The organism is Paracoccus haeundaensis, from assembly GCF_006239215.1.
Classification (GTDB): domain Bacteria; phylum Pseudomonadota; class Alphaproteobacteria; order Rhodobacterales; family Rhodobacteraceae; genus Paracoccus; species Paracoccus marcusii.
Genome location: NZ_VDDC01000004.1, coordinates 1 through 18,411, shown reverse-complemented (window position 1 = coordinate 18,411; position 18,411 = coordinate 1). Strand labels below are relative to the sequence as shown.

At 70.2% G+C, this 18,411-nt stretch carries 20 protein-coding genes and 2 pseudogenes; 17 read left to right on the top strand and 5 right to left on the bottom strand.

Features of this window, described 5'->3' with window-relative positions:
• Positions 1-77: 77 nt before the first annotated feature.
• A complete protein-coding gene (locus tag FHD67_RS01855) occupies positions 78-575 on the top strand; it encodes a putative pterin-binding protein (protein ID WP_139597649.1) in 498 nt (165 codons plus the stop codon).
• Positions 572-3,052 carry a hybrid sensor histidine kinase/response regulator gene (locus FHD67_RS01850; protein WP_139597648.1) on the top strand — a complete coding sequence of 827 codons (2,481 nt, stop codon included), beginning with the start codon at positions 572-574 and terminating at the stop codon, positions 3,050-3,052. Before FHD67_RS01855 ends, FHD67_RS01850 begins: the two co-directional genes overlap by 4 nt.
• 60 nt (positions 3,053-3,112) lie before the next feature.
• Here the strand turns inward: FHD67_RS01850 and FHD67_RS20335 are convergent, their stop codons facing one another.
• Entirely contained in the window at positions 3,113-3,334 is a 222-nt protein-coding gene (locus FHD67_RS20335; protein WP_084693853.1) for a hypothetical protein, read from the bottom strand.
• A gap of 33 nt (positions 3,335-3,367) precedes the next feature.
• Here FHD67_RS20335 and FHD67_RS21035 point away from each other — a divergent pair.
• The 5 genes and pseudogenes from FHD67_RS21035 to FHD67_RS20825 all read left to right on the top strand — a co-directional run.
• A pseudogene (locus tag FHD67_RS21035) lies at positions 3,368-3,574 on the top strand (ATP-binding cassette domain-containing protein); the annotation flags it as partial.
• Between the two features lie 109 nt (positions 3,575-3,683).
• Positions 3,684-4,139 carry an ATP-binding cassette domain-containing protein gene (locus tag FHD67_RS21030; protein WP_276523033.1) on the top strand — a complete coding sequence of 152 codons (456 nt, stop codon included), beginning with the start codon at positions 3,684-3,686 and terminating at the stop codon, positions 4,137-4,139.
• Positions 4,136-4,600, top strand: a complete 465-nt coding sequence (locus FHD67_RS01840) for a nuclear transport factor 2 family protein (protein ID WP_139597647.1) — start codon at positions 4,136-4,138, stop codon at positions 4,598-4,600. Before FHD67_RS21030 ends, FHD67_RS01840 begins: the two co-directional genes overlap by 4 nt.
• 19 nt (positions 4,601-4,619) lie before the next feature.
• Positions 4,620-4,793, top strand: a pseudogene (locus tag FHD67_RS21120) (cyanase); the annotation flags it as partial.
• Between the two features lie 130 nt (positions 4,794-4,923).
• Complete coding sequence (locus FHD67_RS20825; protein ID WP_245008348.1) at positions 4,924-5,091, top strand: cyanase; 168 nt, start codon at positions 4,924-4,926, stop codon at positions 5,089-5,091.
• Between the two features lie 72 nt (positions 5,092-5,163).
• On the opposite strand, the gene FHD67_RS01830 is transcribed toward FHD67_RS20825, so the two are convergent.
• From FHD67_RS01830 to FHD67_RS01820, 3 genes are all read right to left on the bottom strand, one after another.
• Positions 5,164-5,499, bottom strand: coding sequence for a hypothetical protein (locus FHD67_RS01830; RefSeq protein ID WP_198143169.1), 336 nt, complete (start codon positions 5,497-5,499; stop codon positions 5,164-5,166).
• Between the two features lie 86 nt (positions 5,500-5,585).
• On the bottom strand, positions 5,586-6,815 hold the full coding sequence (locus FHD67_RS01825) for a sensor histidine kinase (protein ID WP_052715283.1): 1,230 nt from the start codon (positions 6,813-6,815) through the stop codon (positions 5,586-5,588).
• Positions 6,812-7,465, bottom strand: coding sequence for a response regulator transcription factor (locus FHD67_RS01820; RefSeq protein WP_046000918.1), 654 nt, complete (start codon positions 7,463-7,465; stop codon positions 6,812-6,814). The genes FHD67_RS01825 and FHD67_RS01820 overlap by 4 nt, the downstream gene beginning before the upstream one ends.
• Before the next feature lie 158 nt (positions 7,466-7,623).
• Here FHD67_RS01820 and FHD67_RS01815 point away from each other — a divergent pair, with 158 nt between their 5' ends.
• The 7 genes from FHD67_RS01815 (at position 7,624) to FHD67_RS01785 (ending at position 13,553) form a co-directional block, all read left to right on the top strand.
• Positions 7,624-8,232: a thermostable hemolysin gene (locus tag FHD67_RS01815; protein WP_052715282.1), complete on the top strand. Its 609-nt coding sequence runs from the start codon at positions 7,624-7,626 to the stop codon at positions 8,230-8,232.
• Complete coding sequence (locus tag FHD67_RS01810; protein WP_176695023.1) at positions 8,229-9,611, top strand: AMP-binding protein; 1,383 nt, start codon at positions 8,229-8,231, stop codon at positions 9,609-9,611. Before FHD67_RS01815 ends, FHD67_RS01810 begins: the two co-directional genes overlap by 4 nt.
• Positions 9,608-10,378, top strand: a complete 771-nt coding sequence (locus tag FHD67_RS01805; RefSeq protein WP_139597645.1) for an SDR family NAD(P)-dependent oxidoreductase — start codon at positions 9,608-9,610, stop codon at positions 10,376-10,378. Before FHD67_RS01810 ends, FHD67_RS01805 begins: the two co-directional genes overlap by 4 nt.
• 11 nt (positions 10,379-10,389) lie before the next feature.
• Positions 10,390-11,253, top strand: coding sequence for a TauD/TfdA family dioxygenase (locus tag FHD67_RS01800; protein ID WP_176695022.1), 864 nt, complete (start codon positions 10,390-10,392; stop codon positions 11,251-11,253).
• Positions 11,254-11,266: 13 nt separating this feature from the next.
• The gene (locus tag FHD67_RS01795) at positions 11,267-11,863 is read left to right on the top strand and encodes a DUF6134 family protein (protein WP_139597643.1); all 597 of its coding nucleotides are present in this window, start codon (positions 11,267-11,269) and stop codon (positions 11,861-11,863) included.
• A 135-nt stretch (positions 11,864-11,998) separates the two neighbouring features.
• Positions 11,999-13,057, top strand: coding sequence for a type III polyketide synthase (locus tag FHD67_RS01790; RefSeq protein ID WP_139597642.1), 1,059 nt, complete (start codon positions 11,999-12,001; stop codon positions 13,055-13,057).
• A gap of 1 nt (position 13,058) precedes the next feature.
• Positions 13,059-13,553, top strand: coding sequence for an isoprenylcysteine carboxyl methyltransferase family protein (locus FHD67_RS01785; RefSeq protein WP_139597641.1), 495 nt, complete (start codon positions 13,059-13,061; stop codon positions 13,551-13,553).
• Positions 13,554-13,558: 5 nt separating this feature from the next.
• Here the strand turns inward: FHD67_RS01785 and FHD67_RS01780 are convergent, their stop codons facing one another.
• Positions 13,559-15,712: a heavy metal translocating P-type ATPase gene (locus tag FHD67_RS01780; RefSeq protein ID WP_139597640.1), complete on the bottom strand. Its 2,154-nt coding sequence runs from the start codon at positions 15,710-15,712 to the stop codon at positions 13,559-13,561.
• An 80-nt stretch (positions 15,713-15,792) separates the two neighbouring features.
• Between FHD67_RS01780 and FHD67_RS01775 the strand changes: the two genes are divergently transcribed.
• The 3 genes from FHD67_RS01775 to FHD67_RS01765 all read left to right on the top strand — a co-directional run bounded on the left by FHD67_RS01775 (position 15,793) and on the right by FHD67_RS01765 (position 18,409).
• Positions 15,793-16,227 carry a MerR family transcriptional regulator gene (locus tag FHD67_RS01775; RefSeq protein ID WP_046000913.1) on the top strand — a complete coding sequence of 145 codons (435 nt, stop codon included), beginning with the start codon at positions 15,793-15,795 and terminating at the stop codon, positions 16,225-16,227.
• 383 nt (positions 16,228-16,610) lie between these two features.
• Complete coding sequence (locus tag FHD67_RS01770) at positions 16,611-17,885, top strand: ATP-binding protein (protein ID WP_139597639.1); 1,275 nt, start codon at positions 16,611-16,613, stop codon at positions 17,883-17,885.
• Complete coding sequence (locus FHD67_RS01765; RefSeq protein ID WP_139597638.1) at positions 17,882-18,409, top strand: response regulator transcription factor; 528 nt, start codon at positions 17,882-17,884, stop codon at positions 18,407-18,409. The genes FHD67_RS01770 and FHD67_RS01765 overlap by 4 nt, the downstream gene beginning before the upstream one ends.
• Positions 18,410-18,411: the final 2 nt, after the last annotated feature.

The following is an 18,411-nucleotide window of genomic DNA, read 5'->3' as shown; positions in this document are numbered from 1 at the left end:
CGAATGATGTCGTGCGTGTCTGTGTCGTCCATGCGACATTTCCGACCATGATCGCCAGACTGCATCGGGATACCCTCATGGTTCGCACATTCCTTCACGGCACCCTTCTGTCCGCCGCCCTTGCCCTGGCCGGGCCGGCTCTGGCACAGGAGGCGGCCCTTCTCAGCGTCGACGGTCCGGACGGGTCGCGCAGCTATGACCTGCCGGCGCTGCAGGCCCTGGGCGAGGTGCAGATCCGCACCTCGACCGTCTGGACCGAAGGGGTGCACGGCTTCACCGGCGTCCCGCTGGCCCGCATCCTGGCGGATGCCGGCATCGCCACCGGCCCCGGCAGCACAGGAGAGGTGTCGGCGACCGCGATCAACGACTATGCCATCAGCATACCCCTGGCGGAGATCGGCCCGGACGTGCCCCTGGTGGCCTATCTGATGGACGACCGCGAGATGTCGGTCCGCGACAAGGGACCGCTGTGGATCGTCTATCCCTATGACGCCGACCGGCAGTACCAGACCGAGGTGATCTACTCCCGCAGCATCTGGCAGCTCAACCGTCTCAGCACCGCACCGGTGCCATGAGCGCCATCCGCACCCGGCTGCAGGTCGCGGTGGCCGTCCTGACGGTCTCGATCGCCGTGTGCGGGTTCGTGGTCTGGGTCGTCAGCGCCGATGCGCGGCGCCAGATCGATCAGCTTGCCACCGCGAATTCAGACAGCATCCAGTGGTCGCTGGCCCAGTCAGAGGTCGAGCTGCTGGCCCTGCTGGTCGCGGTCGGCGACGCCCGTGCGCAGCCCGGCGACCCCGCGATGCTGGCCGAGGTCAGGACGCGGTTCGACATCCTCTATTCCCGCATGCGGACGCTGACGACCGGACGCGTGTTCCAGACCCTGCGTCAGGACGACCCCGCCCGCCGCAGGCTGGACCAGACAGAGGCCGCGCTGGACGCCATCGTGCCGCTGATCGACGGGTCCGACGACCGGCTGCGCGACGCGCTGCCCACGCTGCAGGCCCGGGTCGCGGCCCTGCGCCCGGTGGTGCGGTCCGCGTCGCTGGAGGGTGTGCGGCTGTTCTCGGGGCAGTCCGACCGCCAGCGCGAACAGGTGTCCGCGGCCATGCACGACCTGGCCCTGCTTGTCGGGATGATGGTCGTGGCGGTGACGCTGGTGGTCGCGGCGCTGGCGGTCATGGCGGACCGCGCGCGGCGCCAGGCGGCACGGATCGCCACGACGCACGCACGGCTGCGCACGGTGATCGCCACATCCCACGACGCCATCGTCGTGGCCGACACCGACGGCCGCATCCTGGATTTCAACGAATCCGCGCAGCGTATCTATGGCTATGGCGCGGAAGAGGCATTGGGCGCCGACATGCTGACCCTGATCGTCCCCGAGGCCGCCCGCGCCGAGGTGCGGGGGTTCCTGGCCGACATCTCCACACCGGCCACCGATCCGGGCCGTCCGGTCCGGGCCACGGCGATGCGTAAGTCCGGCGAGATCTTTCCCATCGAGGTCACCGTCGCCCGCGCGCCCAGCGAACGGGGGCCGGTCATGATCGCCTTCGTGCGCGACGTCACCCGCCAGGTGCAGGAGGCCGATGAGCTGATCCGCGCCCGCGACCGCGCCGTCGCCGGAGAGCGTGCCAAGGACGAGATGCTGACCGTCATGAGCCACGAGATGCGGACCCCCCTGAACGGCCTGCTGGGCACGCTGGACCTGCTGTCCGCCACCCCGCTGAACCCGCAGCAGCGCCGCTATGCCGAGGTCATGGCCCAATCGGGCGCCCTGCTGCTGGGGCATGTCAACTCGGTCCTGGACATCGCGCGGGCCGATGCGGGGGCGATGCGGCTGGAGCAGGTCGCCTTCGACCCGCACAGGCTGGTGCTGGACCTTTTGGAGGCGCTGCAGGCGCGGGCGCGGCAACGCGGGAACACGCTGTCGGCGCATATGATCGGGGACGCGGCCTGCCCTGTCCTGGGCGATCCGGCGCGCCTGACGCAGATCCTGATGAACCTGATCGGCAATGCCATCAAGTTCACCGAAGGCGGCCGCATCACCGTCACCATCGACCGGCGACAGCGCGGTGTGGTCGAATTCCGCGTGCATGACACCGGCATCGGCATCGCCCCCGAGGATCACGCACGCATCTTCCAGGAGTTCGTGACCCTCGACCCGTCGTTCCGCCGCACGGTCGAGGGGACGGGCCTGGGCCTTGGCATCGTGCGCCGCCTGATCCGGCTGATGGACGGCGACATCCGCGTGGAGAGCGCGATCGGACAAGGCGCCTGCTTCATCCTGACGGTGCCGCTGCCCGACCAGCCGCTGCCGCCCCCGGTGACAACCCCCGCCCGCCCTGCGCCCCCCGCGCCCGGTCCCCGGCGCCGCGTACTGGTGGTCGAGGACAACGAGGTCAACCGGATGGTCGTCCGCGACATGCTGCATGCCCGCAACTGCGACGTCTTCGAGGCCGTGGACGGGCAACAGGGCGTGGATGCCGCGCTGGCGCAGCGGTTCGACCTGATCTTCATGGACATCAGCATGCCCCGCATGGACGGCATCACCGCCGCGACGCGGATCCGCGCGCAAGGCCCGAACGTCGCCACGCCGATCATCGCCCTGACGGCCCATGCCCGGCCTGCGGATCAGGATCGGTTCCAGGCGGCGGGCATGTCGGCCACGCTGACAAAGCCGCTGTCATTCCAGGCCCTGGACCCACTGCTGGATCGCATCGCGACCATGCACGGCGCGTCCCCGGCAAGGGACGCCGCCCAGCGCCATCTGGCCGGCAACATCGGGGCGGAGAATGCCGACAGGATGCTGAACCGCATTTTGTCTGAGTTCCACGACGGGCTGGCCCGGCTGGATGACCTGACGGCCGATCCGGCGACCCTGTCGGACGCGGCGCATCTGGCCCATCGGATGGCCGGGTCCGTGGCGCTGCTGGGCCTGTCCGAATTGCGCGATGCCCTGAGCGACCTTGAGAGCGGGCTGACGGCCGGCACGCTTGCGCGGCCGGGCATCCTGAACCGGCTGGCGGCCATCGGCGCCATGTCCCCGTGATGCTGCTGCCCGCCCCGGGGTTCGTTGGGGCCCCACCGGACCCTGGGTCATCGCGTGCCGTCAGGACCGCCGCGTCGCCCCTTGGCTTGGCTGGTCGGGACCGCGGGGGGGTGCACACTCGGCCTCCAGCACGCCGTACTTGGCCAGCCGCGAATACAGCGTCGTGGCCGCAACGCCCAGCAGGGCCGCGGCGCCGTCGCGGCCCGACACCATGCCGCCCGCCTCGCGCATGGCGTTCAGCACGGTGTCGCGGGCCAGGATGCGCATCTGGGCATCCGTCATCACCGCCCCGCCAGGATAGACAGGGGCGCATTCGTGGTGATCCTGGGCCATTCGGGCTGCGGAAAATCGACGATCACGACCATCCTGGCAGGCTTGGCGCAAACCACCTCCGGCGTCGTGACCATGGACGGGGCCGAGATTTCTGGCCCCAGCCTGGACCGCGGCGTGGTCTTCCAGAACTACGCGTTGCTGCCGTGGCTGACCGCGCTTGGCAATGTCCGCTTCGGGGTGCGCGCCCGCCATTCCCACTGGACGCGCGCACAGGTCGATGAGGTCGCGACCCGGTACCTGTCGATGGTCGGGCTGAGCGCAGGCGATCCACCGAAAGCCCAGCCAGCTGTCGGGCGGGATGCGCCAGCGCGTGTCCATCGCCCGCGCCTTTGCCAACCACCCCAAGCTGCTGCTCTTGGACGAGCCGTTCGGCGCGCTGGACGCGCTGACCCGCGGCACCATCCAGGACGAGCTGCTGAAGATCTGGGGCGGCACCAACCAGACCGGCTTCATGATCACCCATGACATCGACGAGGCGATCCTGCTGGCCGACCGCATCCTGCTGATGACGAACGGACCCTTTGCGCGGGTGGCGGAATCGCTTCGGATCACCATCCCTCGGCCACGCGCGCGCACCGACATCGTCGATCACCCGACCTACTATCCGATCCGCAACCACCTGGTGCAGTTCCTGGGCAGGCGGTCCGCGGAACTGGCGGGACAGGCCTCGGGCGGGGCGGAGCAACACCCCGATCCGGTGCGCATCGACCTGACCGAACCGGTCCCGGCGCATCTGCGGGCAATCGCCGAATGACCCGCCCCCCGGTGCCGCCCTTCTCGCGCGAAGACGCGATCCTTAAGGTCCGCATGGCCGAGGACGCTTGGAACGGCCGCGATCCGGCCCGCGTCGCGATGGCCTGTACGCCCGACACCGTCTGGCGGAACCGGTCCGACTTCCTGCACAGCCGCGACCAAGTGCAGGCGTTCTTGGCCCGCAACTGGCAGGCCGAACAGGACTATCGCCTGATCAGGGCGTTGTGGTGCCCCGCCACCGACCGCATCGCGGTGCGGTTCTGCTATGAATGGCACGATGCCGAAGGCCGGTGGTTCCGGTCCAACGGCAACGAGAACTGGCAGTTCGACGCGGACGGCCTGATGACCGCACGCCACGCCTCGATCAACGACGTCGCCATCAGCGATGCCGACCGCCTGTTCCGCTGGCCGCAAGGGCCGCGCCCTGCCGATCATCCTGGCCTGACTGACCTGGGCCTGTAACCCCCTTCACCCCAAGGAGATGACCATGAAAGACCAGATTGCCCACACCCTGACCCGCAAGGACGTGACCGCCCTGATCCTGGCCGCCAGAAAGGCGCGGGGCCTGTCCTTGGGGGGGATCGCCCAACGCATCGGCATGTCGCCGGTCTTCACGCATTCGGCCTGCATGGGCATGAACGCCTCTCCGGCCGACAAGGCGCAGGCGCTGGTCGCCGCGCTGGACCTGCCCGCCGATGCGGCCGACCTGTTGTCCGAACCGCCCACCAAGATCTGGAGCCAAGCGGTGCCGACGGACCCCCTGCCTCTATCGCCTGGACGAGATCGTGGGCGTCTATGGCCCCACCATCAAGGCGCTGATCGAGGAGAAGTTCGGCACCGGCATCATGTCCGCCATCGACCTCGAGATGTCCGTGACCCGAGAGACCAACGCCAAAGGCGACCGCGTCAAGCGGGAGATGTCGGGCAAGTATCTGGCCAATGACGCCTGGTGACGGCCGCGGCCTAGGAACCGGGAACTTTGGGACGCCCCGGACGGGGCCGCGGGCCCACTGCGGCGCCGTCCCTCAGTCCTGGTCCCGGGGCGTGTTGCCAATGGGGAACATGTCCTCGCCGTAATGGTGCAGCTTGACGTGATGGGTGCGGCACAGCCAGCGCACGGCCAGCGGCTGGTCATAGTGGTCGTGATGGGCATCCACCGTCTCTGCGCCGCAGACCTCGCAGGGCCGCTTTTGCAGCTGCCCCGAGGCCAGCGCCCGCTGCACCGCCAGATGGGCACTGTATTTCAGCAGGTTGGCGCGGCGCCAGTTGGTCTGCCTCGTGTCGCTTTTCAGTGTAGGGGGCATGGGGCCCGCGGGATCGGGGGTCACCGACCCCTGATCGTCCTCATCCTGCTGTTGCACTGTCTGTCCCTGATCCATCGGGCCAGCATATGCCCGACCCGCGCAAAAGACAAAAGGTCGCTTGATGCGCATCGCCGGGTGCGGCGTCAGGCATCCGCCCCCGGCCCCGGCCCGAAATCCAGCGTGACGCGGGCGCGCGTGTCGGTCATCGCATAGCGCACCGCAATCCCGTGAGCCGCGGCCATGCGCGTCACGATGGCCAGGCCCAGCCCGGCACCCTGCGACCCCGCGCCCTTGTCGAAGGTCGCATGGCGAAAGGCCGCGCCCGGCCCGACCGCATTGCTGACCGTCAACGCCGGCCCCGCAGAAATCAGCACCCGCAGGTCCCCCGTCCCGTGGTCGACCGCGTTGCGCAGCAGGTTGCGCAGGATCAGCGCCAGCGCGTCCGGATCGACGGCCACCGGGGCCTGCGTCATCTCTCCGTCGTCGAACATCACCGGCTGGCCGATGTCGTCGATGACCATCCGCGCCACGCGGATCAGGTCGCACGGGCCCGCGCCCATCGCCCCCGCCTCGGCCCGCGACAGCTGCAGCAGGCGTTCGACCAGGTGGCCCATGCGGGACAGCGCGCCCGCCAGCCGCCCCGCCGCCGCGTCGTCGGCCAGCCCCGCCGCGATCAGCTGCGCCTGGCCGGACGCGGCGGCGATGGGCGTGCGCAACTCGTGCGCGGCATTGGTGGCGAACTGGCGTTCCGCATCGATCCGGGCGCGGATCGTGTCCAGATAGCCGTTCAGCGCCTGCGGGATCGGGTCCAGTTCGATCGGCAGGTCCGGGGTCGCGACGGGGGACAGATCCTGGGCCGACCGCCGGCGCAATTCGTCCGCGAAGCGCGTCGCGGGCCGCAGCGCAGACCCGACCGCCCCGCGGATCGCCAAGGGTGCGGCCAGCAGGACCGGCAGCATCAGCCCCACCAGCCAGGTCAGGCTTTCGCGCAGTTCGTCGCGGCGCCAGGCGGTTGTGTGGCCGACCTCGACGACCAGATCGCCCGCCGGATCGGCCAGGCGGAACACCCGCCAGCCGGGCAGGTCCTGGCCGCCATCGGCGGTGACCGGCGCCCAGGGCGCGTCGGTCACCGCCACGCCTTCGTCAATGATGCGGATCGCGCTGTCGCCCGGGGCCAGTGTCCCGACCTGACCCGCGCCACGGTACAGCGACAGCGACAGGCGGGCCGATGCCTCCAGACTGTCATCCATCAGCTCGGACATCTCGTGAGAGATCACCGTCGCGGCCAGCGCCACTCCCGCCAGCCACGCGGCGCAGGCCCCCAGCACGACCCGGCGCACCAGCCTGCCGCGCAGGGACCAGGGCCGCGTCACGGGATCAGGTATCCCAGGCCGCGCCGCGTCTGGATCGCATCGGCCCCCAGCTTGCCCCGCAGCCGCGAGACATAGACTTCGACCGCGTTCCCCTCGATGGCGTCGTCGAAGGCATAGAGGCGATCCTCCAGCGCCTGCTTGGACAGCACCCTGCCCCGCGCGGACAGCAGTGCGTCGAACAGCGCCCATTCGCGCGAGGTCAGGCGGATCTCGGTCTCGTCCTTGAACAGGCGGGCTCCGGCGCGGTCCACCCGCAGCCCGCCAAGCCGGCTTTCCGTCGCCGGATCGCCCGATGCGCGGCGGGCATTGGCGCGCAGACGCGCCTCGATCTCGGCCAGGTCATAGGGTTTGACGACGTAATCGTCCGCGCCCGCATCCAGCCCGGCGATGCGTTCGGTGATCTGGTCGCGCGCGGTGGCGATGATCACCGGCACGCGGTTGCCGCGATGGCGCTGTTCGCGCAGCAGCACCAGCCCGGACCCGTCCGGCAGCGCCAGGTCCAGCAAGATCGCGTCAAAGCCCGCAACCTCCAAGGCCGCGCGCGCGGTGTCCAGGTCCGGCGCATGATCGACCGCATGACCCTGCGCCCGCAAGTACCGGACCAGCGCATCGGCGATATCGGCCTCGTCTTCGATCAGCAGCACACGCATCCAATTTCCCTTCGTTCCGCCAAGACATGGCGGGACGGGGGAGCCGGATCAACGGAAAAGAACGCATCACGGAGTCGTGATGATGGCTTCCCTGTCTGTAAGCCTGCTGCAAGCTTTGCCCGTCAGATCAGGGGCACGAACCACGCAAAGGCCCCACCATGCATGCACTGCGCCACCTGTCCGACCACGCCATGCACATGCAGATCCTGCAGCCCCTGGACCCCGGCTGGCAGGCCGCGGCCCTGATGATCGAAGGCCATTTCCATGACGCCTTTGACGCCCGCATGACCCTGCCCGCGGTCCCCCTGGCGGTGGCGCGGTCGGCCTCGGGCGCGGTGCTGGGGGCGGCGGGCCTGCGCGATGCGGCGGCGGGGTTCTTTTCACAGGTCTATCTGGACCGGCCGGTGGCGCAGCTGCTGTCCGAACGCAGCGGCCGTACGGTTCACGACGCCGACATCCTGGAGGTCGTGTCGATGGCCTGCCCCCGCCCCATCGCCACCCTGCCCCTGATCGAGGCCATCGCCGCCGAGGGCCGCCTGCAGGGCAAAAGCTGGGGCCTGTTCACCGCCACCGCCGCGCTGGTCGCGATGCTGCGGCGGACCGGCGTGCCGCTGCTGGCGCTGGCACCTGCGCGGGCCGAATGCCTGCCGGATGCGGCCTGCTGGGGCCGCTATTACGACACCGACCCCTGGGTCTGCGCGCTGGCCGAACGGTCCGAACCGCTGCGCTTCATGCCCCGCCCCCTCAGCAAGGTAGCCGCCCGATGACACCGATCTTCGACGCCCTCGCCCGCCATGCCCGCCAGCGTCCCGGTGCCACCGCCTTTCGCGACGGCGAACGCCACATCACCTGGGCAGGTCTTGCCCAGGCCGTCGGTCGCGCCGCCGCGGGCTTTGCCGACGGCCCCCGCACGGTGGGCCTGCGCCTTGCCGGGCTGGACTATGTCATCGCCGATCTGGCCGCGACCCTGGCCGGGTGCCGCGTGGTGCCGGTGCCGGGCTTCTTCTCGGCCGGGCAGGTGGGTCACCTGCTGGCCGATTCCGGCGCCGTGCTGATCGACCGCCTGCCGCGATCGGACGCGTCGATGCCACTGGCCTATGCCGGGGGAGCGGACCGGGTGATCTATACCTCCGGGACGACGGGACGGCCCAAGGGGGTCGTGCTGGGTGACCGCCAGCTGACCGCCCAGACCGGCGCGCTGGCGGCGGCGATCGCGGCCGACCCGCGCGACCGCTATCTGTCTGTCCTGCCGCTGTCGCAGCTGCTGGAGCAGATCTGCGGCATCTTCGTGCCCGTGCTGACCGGCGCCGAGACGGTCATCCTGGCCGAGGGCACGGCCTGCCTCTTCACCGGCGACGGCACCGCCCTGGCGCGCGCGGCCGCCGCCTGCCGCCCGACCGTCACCGTGCTGGCCCCGCGCCAGCTGACGCTGTGGGTCGCGGCCCTGCGGCAGGGCGCGCAGGCGCCCGACAGCCTGCGCTACATCGCGGTGGGCGGCGCGCCGGTCTCTCCGGCGCTGCTGGCCGAGGCGCGTGCCCTGGGCCTGCCCGTGGCCGAGGGCTACGGCCTCTCCGAGGCGTCATCGGTCGTGGCCATGACGCCTGCGGGCGGCACGGCGATGCAGCCCCTGGAGGGCGTGGACCTGCGCATCGAGGACGGAGAGATCGTGGTCGACGGCCCCGCCGTGATGTCGGGCTATCTGGGCCATGCGCCCCATCGCGGGCCGTGGCGGACCGGCGATCTGGGCCGGCTGGAGGGCGGGCGGCTGACGGTGCTGGGGCGGCGCGACGCGATGATCCTGCGCGCCTCGGGGCGCAACATCGCCCCCGAATGGGTCGAGGCCGCGGCCCTGGCCGATCCGGCCATTCCGGCGGCGGCCCTGATCCTGACCGGGGACGACCGGCTGATGCTGGTCCTGGCCGCCACGGGGAGCCCCGACATGGCGGCGCTGACGGCGCGGCTGGCCGCCCTGCCCGACTATGCCCGCCCCGACACGCTGGTCTTTGCCGACCCGCGCGAGGCCGGGCTGATCCGCGCCTCGGGCACCGCCGACCGGCAGGTGGCCGCGCGCATCGCCCGCTGTCCGGCGGCGCTGCTGGTGCCGCTGCCGGGCCCCGCGGCGGCCAATGCAGGGGTGGCGGCATGAGGGTCCTGATCACGGGGGCCGGGTCGGGCATCGGCCGGGCGCTGGCCATCCAGGCCGACCGCCAGGGCCATGGCGTGATCCTGGTCGGCCGCCGCGAAGGGCCGCTGGAGCAGACCGCGGCGGGGCTGCGCGACGCGCTTGTCGTGCCCGCGGATGTCACCACCCCCGACGGCCGCGCCAGCATCGCGCAGGCGGTGGCCATGACCGGTCTGGACATCCTGATCAACAATGCGGGCACGGTGCCCTCGGGCGCCGCCGACACCGCCGACGACGCGCAGATCGCGGCCACGCTGGCGCTGAACCTGGCCGCGCCCATGGCGCTGACCCGCGACCTGCTGGGCGCGCTGACGGCCAGCCGGGGGCAGGTCGTGAACGTGGGGTCGGTCTTCGGCGATATCGGGTTTCCGTACTTCGCCCTCTATTCCGCGTCCAAGTTCGCGCTGCGGGGCTGGTCGGACGCGCTGCGGCGCGAGTTGGCCCCGCGCGGCATCGCCGTCACCTATCTGGCGCCGCGCGCGACGCGCACCGATGCGGCGCAGGGCTTCGACGCGCTGATCGGGCCGATGGCGATGACCCTGGACAGCCCGGACGCCGTCGCGGCCCATGCCTGGCGCGCCATCGCCGCGCGCCGGCGCGAACAGATGCCCGCCTCGCGCGAGCGGTTGTTCGTGGCCCTCCAACGCCTGCGCCCCGGCCTGATCGACCGGGCGCTGATGCGCCTGGCCCGCGACCCGGCGGTCATTGCCGCCGCCACCCTTCCCAAGTGATGAGGATCCCCATGAGCTACAATATCCTGCGCCACCGCGACCATCCGGGCGGCCTGACCGATCCGGGCCTGCTGGCCACCATCCGCGAGGACCTGGCCCGCGACGGCTGGACGCTGCTGCGCGGCTTTCAGCCCGACATGGAGGCGTTCTCCGGTGTGGTGACGACGCTGTGCCGCCGCGTGACCTTCGATCCGGCGCGCAGCCATACCACGGACACGACGCAGATGGTCGATGCGGGCCTGGGCCCCATCGGCCTGCATATCGAGAACGGCAACACGCCCCGCTGTCCCGACATCGTGACCTTCTTCGCCCAGACCGCCGCCTTCGAGGGCTCGCAGACCACCATCTGCGACGGCCGAGTGGTCTGGGACCGGTTCGACGATGCGCAAAAGGCCCGCTGGTCGCAGCGCATGACCGTCGAACGCGTCCTGCCCGAGGCGCTGTGGAAACGCTATCTGGCGAACGAACATCCGGCGATCTCGGACCCCGCGCAGGTCACGATGGAACACGTCCTGCAGTTCAAGGCGGCGATCCCGGACCAGGACTTCGCCCTGCACCCGGACGGCTCACTCACCTATCGCCTGACGCTGGACCCGGTGCGCCCCTCGGCCCTGGGTGGAGAGACGCGCGGCTTTGCCAATGCCGTCCTGGGTCCGTCGCACAACTATCAGCCGCCCCGCTATGCGATGGCCGACGGCACCGAGGTGACCCCGGAGGAGATCGAAGAGATCCGCGCCCTGGCCGAGGAGGTCACGCACGAGATCAACTGGCAGGACGGCGACATCGCCATCCTGGACAACACCCGCGTCATGCATGGCCGCCGCGCCATCGCCGACGCCAACCGCAACCTGTTCATCGGCATGGGAACGATCTGACATGAAACCCCGCATGACCCGCCTTCTGTCGCTGCTGACCGCGCTGGCCCTGGCGCCTGCCGCTATCGCATCCCCCGGCGCCAGCGTCCCCGCCTCCGGGCGCCTGGCCTTCGACGTGATCCGCAAGGACCGCGACATCGGCGACTATGTCGTCACCTTCCGCGGATCGGGCAACGACGTCACCGTGGACATCGCCACCGACGTCAAGGTCAAGGTGCCGGTGATCGGCGTCGCCGCCTATCGCTTTTCCCAGACCAGCACCGAGACCTGGCGTGGCGGCCAGCTGGCCGGCCTGACCTCGCGCACGGATGACAACGGCACGCCGCATGACATCCGGGTCGGTGCGACCTCGCTGATCCCGGCCAGCCTGTGGAACGCCGACATGGTGCGGTCATCGGCAGTGCTGAACACCATCGACGGCAGCACCGACCCGATCAGCGTCAGCAACCTAGGCACAGAAAACGTGGCCACCGGCTCGGGCACGGTCGCGGCCACGCATTACGCGCTGCGCGGCGGGCTGAACCGCGACCTGTGGTACGCAGGCGCGACGCTGGTCCATGTCCGCTTTGCGGCCGAGGACGGATCGCAGGTCGACTACGTCCTGCGCTAGCCCCTGCCCCCGGCCCGCCATGCACGCGGGCCGGGCACCTTTCGCGCCCCTTGCGCGTTGCATGGATGAACCCGCTGCATCCCTGGTGCGCCTGTCCGCTTTGGTCGTGCCCGAAACCCCGACGACAGGACCCGCATGACCCCCTGGACCGAAGACGACCGACCCCGGCTGCTGTCCATCGCCACCGCCGTCCCGCCCACCCTGCTGCGCCAGGACGATATCGTGACGGAATCGCGCGCCTTGCTGCAATCGCGCTTCTCTCAGTTCGACCGGCTTGCCCCGGCGTTCCAGAACGCGGGCATCGACACGCGGCATTCCGTCGTGCCGCTGGACTGGTTCCGGCAGCCGCATGGCTGGGTCGACCGCACCCGCGCCTATGCCGAAGGGGCCGCGGCGCTGTTTCGCGACGCGGCCGGGCTGGCGCTGGACCAGGCGGGGCTGCGGGCGGACCAGGTGGACATCATCGTCACCGTATCCTCGACCGGGATCGTGACGCCGACGCTGGAGGCGCTGACCGCGCGCGACCTGGGCTTTCGCGCCGACGCGATGCGGGTGCCGGTCTTTGGCCTGGGCTGCGCGGGGGGCGTGTCGGGTCTGTCCATCGCCGCCGACCTGGCGGCCGCCCGCCCCGGCGCCGTGGTCCTGATGGTCGCGGTCGAGACCTGCACCGTCCTCTTTCGCCTGGACCGGCTGGCCAAGGCCGACATCATCGCCACCGCGCTGTTCGGCGACGGGGCCGCGGCGGTCGTCCTGCGCGCGGGCCACGCGGCCGACGATGCACGCCCCCGGATCGGACGGGGCCGCCAGCACATGTGGCCCGACACCCTGGGCATCATGGGCTGGACGGTCGAGGAAACCGGCTTGGGCGTCGTCTTCGACCGATCGATCCCCAGCTTTGCCGAGGCGGAATTGCGGACGGCGCTGGACGGCCTGATCCCGGATCATCCGGTCGACCGCCACGTCTGCCACCCGGGCGGCGCCAAGGTCATCACCGCGCTGGAGACCACGCTGTCCCTGCCGGAGGGGTCGCTGGACGTCGAACGCCGGGTCCTGGCGCAGAACGGCAACATGTCCGCCCCGACCGTCCTGTTCGTTCTGGAACAGGTGCTGCGCGCGGGCACGCGCGGATCGCTGCTGGCCATGGCGCTTGGGCCGGGCTTCACGCTGTCGGTCCTGCCGATCACGGTGCAGTAGGATGGAGCATCACGCCGCATCCCTGGCCTTCATCGCCTTCCTGCTGCTGCAGCGCGGGGCCGAACTGCTTGTCGCCCGGCGCAACACCCGCCGCCTGCTGGCGCAGGGGGCGGTCGAACATGGGGCGGGGCACTATCCATTGATCGTCGCGATGCACGCAGCCTGGCTGGCGGCCATCTGCATCTGGGGATGGTCCAACCCGGTCCACCCCGGATGGCTGGCCGCCTTCGTGGTCCTGCAGGGTCTGCGGGTCTGGGTGCTGGCCAGCCTGGGGCCGCGCTGGACCACGCGCATCATCGTGCTGGACGCGCCGCTGGTGGCACGCGGACCGTATCGCTGGATGTCGCATCCGAACTATGCCGTCGTCATCGCCGAGATCATCGTGGCGCCGATGGTCCTGGGCCTGTGGGGGGTCGCGGCCCTCTTCACCATCCTGAACGCCTGCGTGCTGACGATCCGCATACGTGCGGAATCCCGCGCGTTGGCCAGGCGCTGAGCGCGTCAGGCCTCGCGCGTCGGATCGAAGGCCAGCAGGCGAAGGGCGTTCAGCGTGACCAGCACCGTCGCGCCGGTATCGGCCAGGATGGCGATCCACAGCCCGGTGACGCCCATGACCGTCGTGACCAGGAACACCGCCTTGAGCCCAAGCGCCAAGGCAACGTTCTGGCGGATGTTGCCCATCGTCGCCCGCGCCAGCCGGATGATCGCCGGCGCATCGGTGACGTGATCGCGCAGCAACGCGCCGTCCGCCGTCTCCAGCGCGACATCGGACCCCGATCCCATCGCGATGCCGACGCGGGCCTCCTTCAGCGCCGGGGCGTCGTTGATGCCGTCGCCGACCATCATCACGCCGCCTTGGCGGTTCATCGCGCGGATCGCGGTCAGCTTGTCCTCGGGCAGCATGCCCGCGCGATGATCCAACCTGATTTCCCCCGCGATCGCGGCGGCGGTGCGGGCGTTGTCGCCCGTCAGCATCGTCGCACCCAAGCCCATCGCTGACAGCTGGCGAATGGCGGCGGCCGCATCGGGGCGCGGTTCGTCGCGCATCGCAATCAGCCCCAAGGGCTGTCCCGTCCGAAACACCGCGACGACGGTCCGGCCTTGTTCCTCCAGCGCGGTGACGCGTGACAGGGCCGCGGGGTCGACGCCGCCCGCCTCCGCAGCGTGAGAGGGCGATGTGACCCAGGCGGGCGCGCCGCCGACAGTGGCCACCGCCCCACGCCCGGGCAAGGCACGGGCATCCCGCGACGCGAGGACCAGAACGCCCGCGGCCTGTGCCCGGGCAACGATCGCCTGCGCCAGGGGGTGACCCGATCCGGCCTCGACGCCCGCGGCAATGGACAGCAGGTCGATCTCGGCGACGCCCGGCGCCGGGATCAGGTCGGTCACGACCGGGCGTCCGCGGGTCAGCGTGCCAGTCTTGTCGAAGACGACATGCGTCACACGCGCCGCCGCCTCGATCACGGCGCCGCCCTTCATCAACAGCCCCCGCCGCGCCCCCGCAGACAGCGCCGACGCGATCGACGCGGGGACAGAGATCACCAGCGCGCAAGGGCACCCGATCAGCAGCAGCGCCAAGCCGCGATAGACCCAGGTGGTCCAGTCCTGCCCGAAGGCCAGCGGCGGCACCAGGATCACCAGCGCCGACAGCGCGATGATCGCAGGCATGTAGATCCGAGAGAAGCGGTCGATGAACCGCTCGGTTGGGGCGCGCGCGTCTTCGGCGTCTTCGACGAGGAGGATGATGCGGGCGATGGTGTTGTCGCGGGGTTCGCGCGTCACGCGCATCCGCAACGCGGCCTGGGTGTTGATCGCGCCGGCAAAGACCGCATCGCCCACGCTACGGGTCTGCGGAACGCTTTCGCCGGTCACGGGGCTTTCGTCGATGCCGCTGGTCCCCTCGACGATGTCGCCATCCGCGGGGATGCGGTCGCCGGGGCGGATCAGGACCACCTGCCCGATCGTCAGGCTGTCGGCGGGGACAGTGCGTGTCCCGCCCGACTGCTCCAGCATCGCGGTCTTGGGCACCAGATCGGCCAGCGCGCGGATGCCCTGGCGGGCCCGGCCGGCGGCGACGCCTTCCAGAACCTCGCCCACGGCGAACAGGAACACGACCAGCGCCGCCTCCTCGGCCGCGCCGATCAGCAGCGCGCCGCCCGCGGCGATGGTCATCAGGCTTTCGATCGTGAAGGGCTGGCCCATGCGCAGCGCCGCAACGGCGCGCCAGGCCACCGGGGCCACCCCGATCAGGCAGGCTGCGACGAATGCCGCATACCCGCCGCCCGCGGGCGTCAGCAGCGCCACGACCCAGGCCAGCGCCAGCAGCAGTCCGGTCAGCACCACCAGCCGCCCCTTGGCCGTCCGGTACCACGACGGGTCCGCACCCGTCGCGGGGCGGACCGCCTGTTCAGGCACGTCATCGACCGCCACCGTCGGCGCGATGCCATAACCCAAGGCCCGGACGACCGCCTCGATCTGGTCCGATCGGGTGGTGCCGGGGTCCAGATCGACGCTCAGCCGTTCGGCCATCAGCGCGACCCGGGCCGCGCGGACGCCGGGCATCCGCTCGACCGCGCGCACGACCTTGGCCGTGCATCCGGCGCAATCCATGCCCGTGACGGTCCATTCCCGCCGATGTGTCGTGTCATCCGTCATGTCGCATCCTGCCATGGCTCTTTTCGTCCTGTGGCCAGGAAGATAGGATCTCTAGCAACTAGAGCTTCAAGGGGTGTTTCATGCTCAGCATCGGAAAATTGAGCGCGGCCACCGGGGTCAAGGTGCCCACGATCCGCTATTACGAAAGCATCGGCCTGCTGCCCGAACCCGAACGCAGCACCGGGAACCAGCGCCTCTATGGTCGCAAGCAACAGGAGCGGCTGGCCTTCATCCGCCACGCGCGCGACCTTGGCTTTCCGCTGGACAGCATCCGAGAGCTGCTGAGCCTGTCGGATCGTCCCGACATGCCCTGCGCCGCCGCCGATGTCATCGCGCGACGCCAGCTGCAATCGGTCCGCGACCGGATCGTCCGGCTGGAAGCCCTGCAGCAGGAGCTGAGCCGAATGCTGTCCCAATGCGCGCATGGGACGATATCGGACTGCAAGGTCATCGAGGTGCTGGGCGATCACGCGCATTGCCAGCACGACCATCACGGCGATGGCGTGCCGTCATAGGCAGCGTTTCTCCGTGGCGGTGACTGCGGTCGCTGCTTTCCATGCTTCCACGAGCTGCCGGCCTAGCCCAAGGCGTTGGTGCTAATCGGTTATGTGCCAGATGATCCTGCTTGCGATGCGAACCGCATGAAAATCTGCCGATCGCAACGACCCGGTGATATCCGGGCCGGATCGCAGTCGTCACGACCCCGTCAAGGACGCCGCCTGCACCGCCGACGATCACGCGGAACGCCGCCCGACGACCGATCCTTGCCCGACCAGGGCGCGACACCGGCGCGCTTTCGGCGACCCCTGTTCTGTCGTAGAAGGCGGGATGGCCCGTCGGACCCCAGGCAGCGCCGCGGGAATAACCGGCATCCGCCCCGAACTGCCCGGAAGGACCGATGAAGACGCAATCCCCCACGAACATCGCGCAGAACGCCGCCCGGCGCAATCTGGCGCAGCTGAACCGCATGCGCTGGATCGCGGTCGCGGGACAGCTGCTGGCGATCTGGGGGACGGTCGTCCTGCTGGACGTGACGACGCTGCCATGGGGGCAGATGCTGCCGGTGGTCGGGTTCCTGATCTTCCTGAACCTGTTCTCCGCCTGGCGGCTGCGCCGGGGGCACCCGATCACCGACCTGACCGTGACAGCCGAACTGCTGATGGACGTGGCCAGCCTGACGATCCTGCTGTACCTGTCGGGCGGCGCCTCCAATCCCTTCGTGTCGCTGTTCATCCTGCAGGTCATCCTGGCGATCGTGCTGCTTCCCCAGGGGCATGCGGCGCTGATCCTGCTGGCGACGATCGCGGCGCATTTCTGGCTGACCGGCAATGGTGTGCCTTTGCCGCTGCCGCATCTGTGGCACGGGGCGGGGCCCAGCTTTCTGGACCTGCACCTGCAGGGGATGTTTCTGTCCTTTCTGCTGGCCGCCAGCCTGCTGACCTGGTTCGTCACCCGCATCACCGCGAACCTGCGCGACCGCGACGCCCAGATCCAGGCCCTGCGTCAGCAGATGCTGGAGGAGGATCACCTGGTCCGTCTGGGGCTGCTGTCCAGCGGGGCGGCGCATGAACTGGGCACGCCCCTGACCACGCTTGCCGTCACCCTGGACGACTGGCAGACGCTTGGCGCGCCGCAGGGGGACGAGCTGGACGACAAGATCGCCGTCATGCAGCGGGAACTGTCGCGATGCCGCCAGATCGTGTCCGAGATGCTGCTGTCATCGGGCCAGGAGCGCCTGGACGAGGCGCAGGCGATGCGCGCGCGCGCCTTTCTTGAGGCGGCGATCGAGGGACTGGCCCTGCCCGTTCGGATCAGCTTTGACATGCGTTGCGATCCGGTGATCATGGCCGATCCGATGCTGGAACAGGCGGTCCGCCAGCTGGTGGACAATGCCGCCGAGGCGGGCAGCCGCAACATCCGCATCTCTCTGTTGCCGGGGGGGGCCGAACAGCTGGCCTTGGTCATCGAGGATGACGGACCGGGTTTTCCCGACGCCATCCTGGCCGACCCCGGCCAGCCGTTCCAGAGCGACAAGGACGGCGCCGGGCGCGGGCTGGGGCTGTTCCTGACGGGCAATGTCATGCGCCGCCTGAACGGAGAGATGCGCCTTGCCAACCTGCGGCACGGGGCGCAGGTGACCCTGCTGCTGCCAACATTGGAGACCGCCGCATGACCCGCCGCCTGCTGATCGTCGAGGATGATGCCGCGCTGGCCGCGACGCTGACGGAAAGCTTTGCCCGCCGCGGCTATGACGTCCGCCATGCGTCATCGACCGACGAGGGGATCGCGCTGGCGCAGCAGAGCCCCCCGGACCTGGCGCTGGTCGATCTGAAGCTGCCCGGTCGCAGCGGGCTGGAATGCGTGCAGGCGCTGGCCGGCATGGACCCCGCGCCCCGCATCGTCGTGCTGACCGGGTTCGCCAGCATCGCCACCGCGGTCGAGGCCATCAAGCTGGGCGCGGCCCATTACCTGGCCAAGCCCGCCACGACGTCCGAGATCGAGGCCGCCTTCGCCCGCGAGGCGGGCGATCCGTCGGTCGAGGTCACCGCACGCCGCACCAGCCTGCGCACCCAGGAATGGGAGACGATCCAGTCGACGCTGCGCGATTGCGATTTCAACATCTCGGAAGCCGCGCGGCGGATGGGCATGCATCGGCGCACCCTGGCGCGCAAGCTTGCCAAGCGGCAGATCGGCTGATC

Coding starts and splice junctions, on each gene's coding strand:
- FHD67_RS01770 (WP_139597639.1), top strand. CDS start 16,611: ATGAAGACGCAATCCCCCACGAACATCGCGCAGAACGCCGCCCGGCGC.
- FHD67_RS01805 (WP_139597645.1), top strand. CDS start 9,608: ATGAGGGTCCTGATCACGGGGGCCGGGTCGGGCATCGGCCGGGCGCTG.
- FHD67_RS01840 (WP_139597647.1), top strand. CDS start 4,136: ATGACCCGCCCCCCGGTGCCGCCCTTCTCGCGCGAAGACGCGATCCTT.
- FHD67_RS20335 (WP_084693853.1), bottom strand. CDS start 3,334: ATGACGGATGCCCAGATGCGCATCCTGGCCCGCGACACCGTGCTGAAC.
- FHD67_RS01800 (WP_176695022.1), top strand. CDS start 10,390: ATGAGCTACAATATCCTGCGCCACCGCGACCATCCGGGCGGCCTGACC.
- FHD67_RS01810 (WP_176695023.1), top strand. CDS start 8,229: ATGACACCGATCTTCGACGCCCTCGCCCGCCATGCCCGCCAGCGTCCC.
- FHD67_RS01780 (WP_139597640.1), bottom strand. CDS start 15,712: ATGACGGATGACACGACACATCGGCGGGAATGGACCGTCACGGGCATG.
- FHD67_RS01785 (WP_139597641.1), top strand. CDS start 13,059: ATGGAGCATCACGCCGCATCCCTGGCCTTCATCGCCTTCCTGCTGCTG.
- FHD67_RS01775 (WP_046000913.1), top strand. CDS start 15,793: ATGCTCAGCATCGGAAAATTGAGCGCGGCCACCGGGGTCAAGGTGCCC.
- FHD67_RS01795 (WP_139597643.1), top strand. CDS start 11,267: ATGACCCGCCTTCTGTCGCTGCTGACCGCGCTGGCCCTGGCGCCTGCC.
- FHD67_RS01855 (WP_139597649.1), top strand. CDS start 78: ATGGTTCGCACATTCCTTCACGGCACCCTTCTGTCCGCCGCCCTTGCC.
- FHD67_RS01850 (WP_139597648.1), top strand. CDS start 572: ATGAGCGCCATCCGCACCCGGCTGCAGGTCGCGGTGGCCGTCCTGACG.
- FHD67_RS21030 (WP_276523033.1), top strand. CDS start 3,684: ATGCGCCAGCGCGTGTCCATCGCCCGCGCCTTTGCCAACCACCCCAAG.
- FHD67_RS01790 (WP_139597642.1), top strand. CDS start 11,999: ATGACCCCCTGGACCGAAGACGACCGACCCCGGCTGCTGTCCATCGCC.
- FHD67_RS01815 (WP_052715282.1), top strand. CDS start 7,624: ATGCATGCACTGCGCCACCTGTCCGACCACGCCATGCACATGCAGATC.
- FHD67_RS01820 (WP_046000918.1), bottom strand. CDS start 7,465: ATGCGTGTGCTGCTGATCGAAGACGAGGCCGATATCGCCGATGCGCTG.
- FHD67_RS01765 (WP_139597638.1), top strand. CDS start 17,882: ATGACCCGCCGCCTGCTGATCGTCGAGGATGATGCCGCGCTGGCCGCG.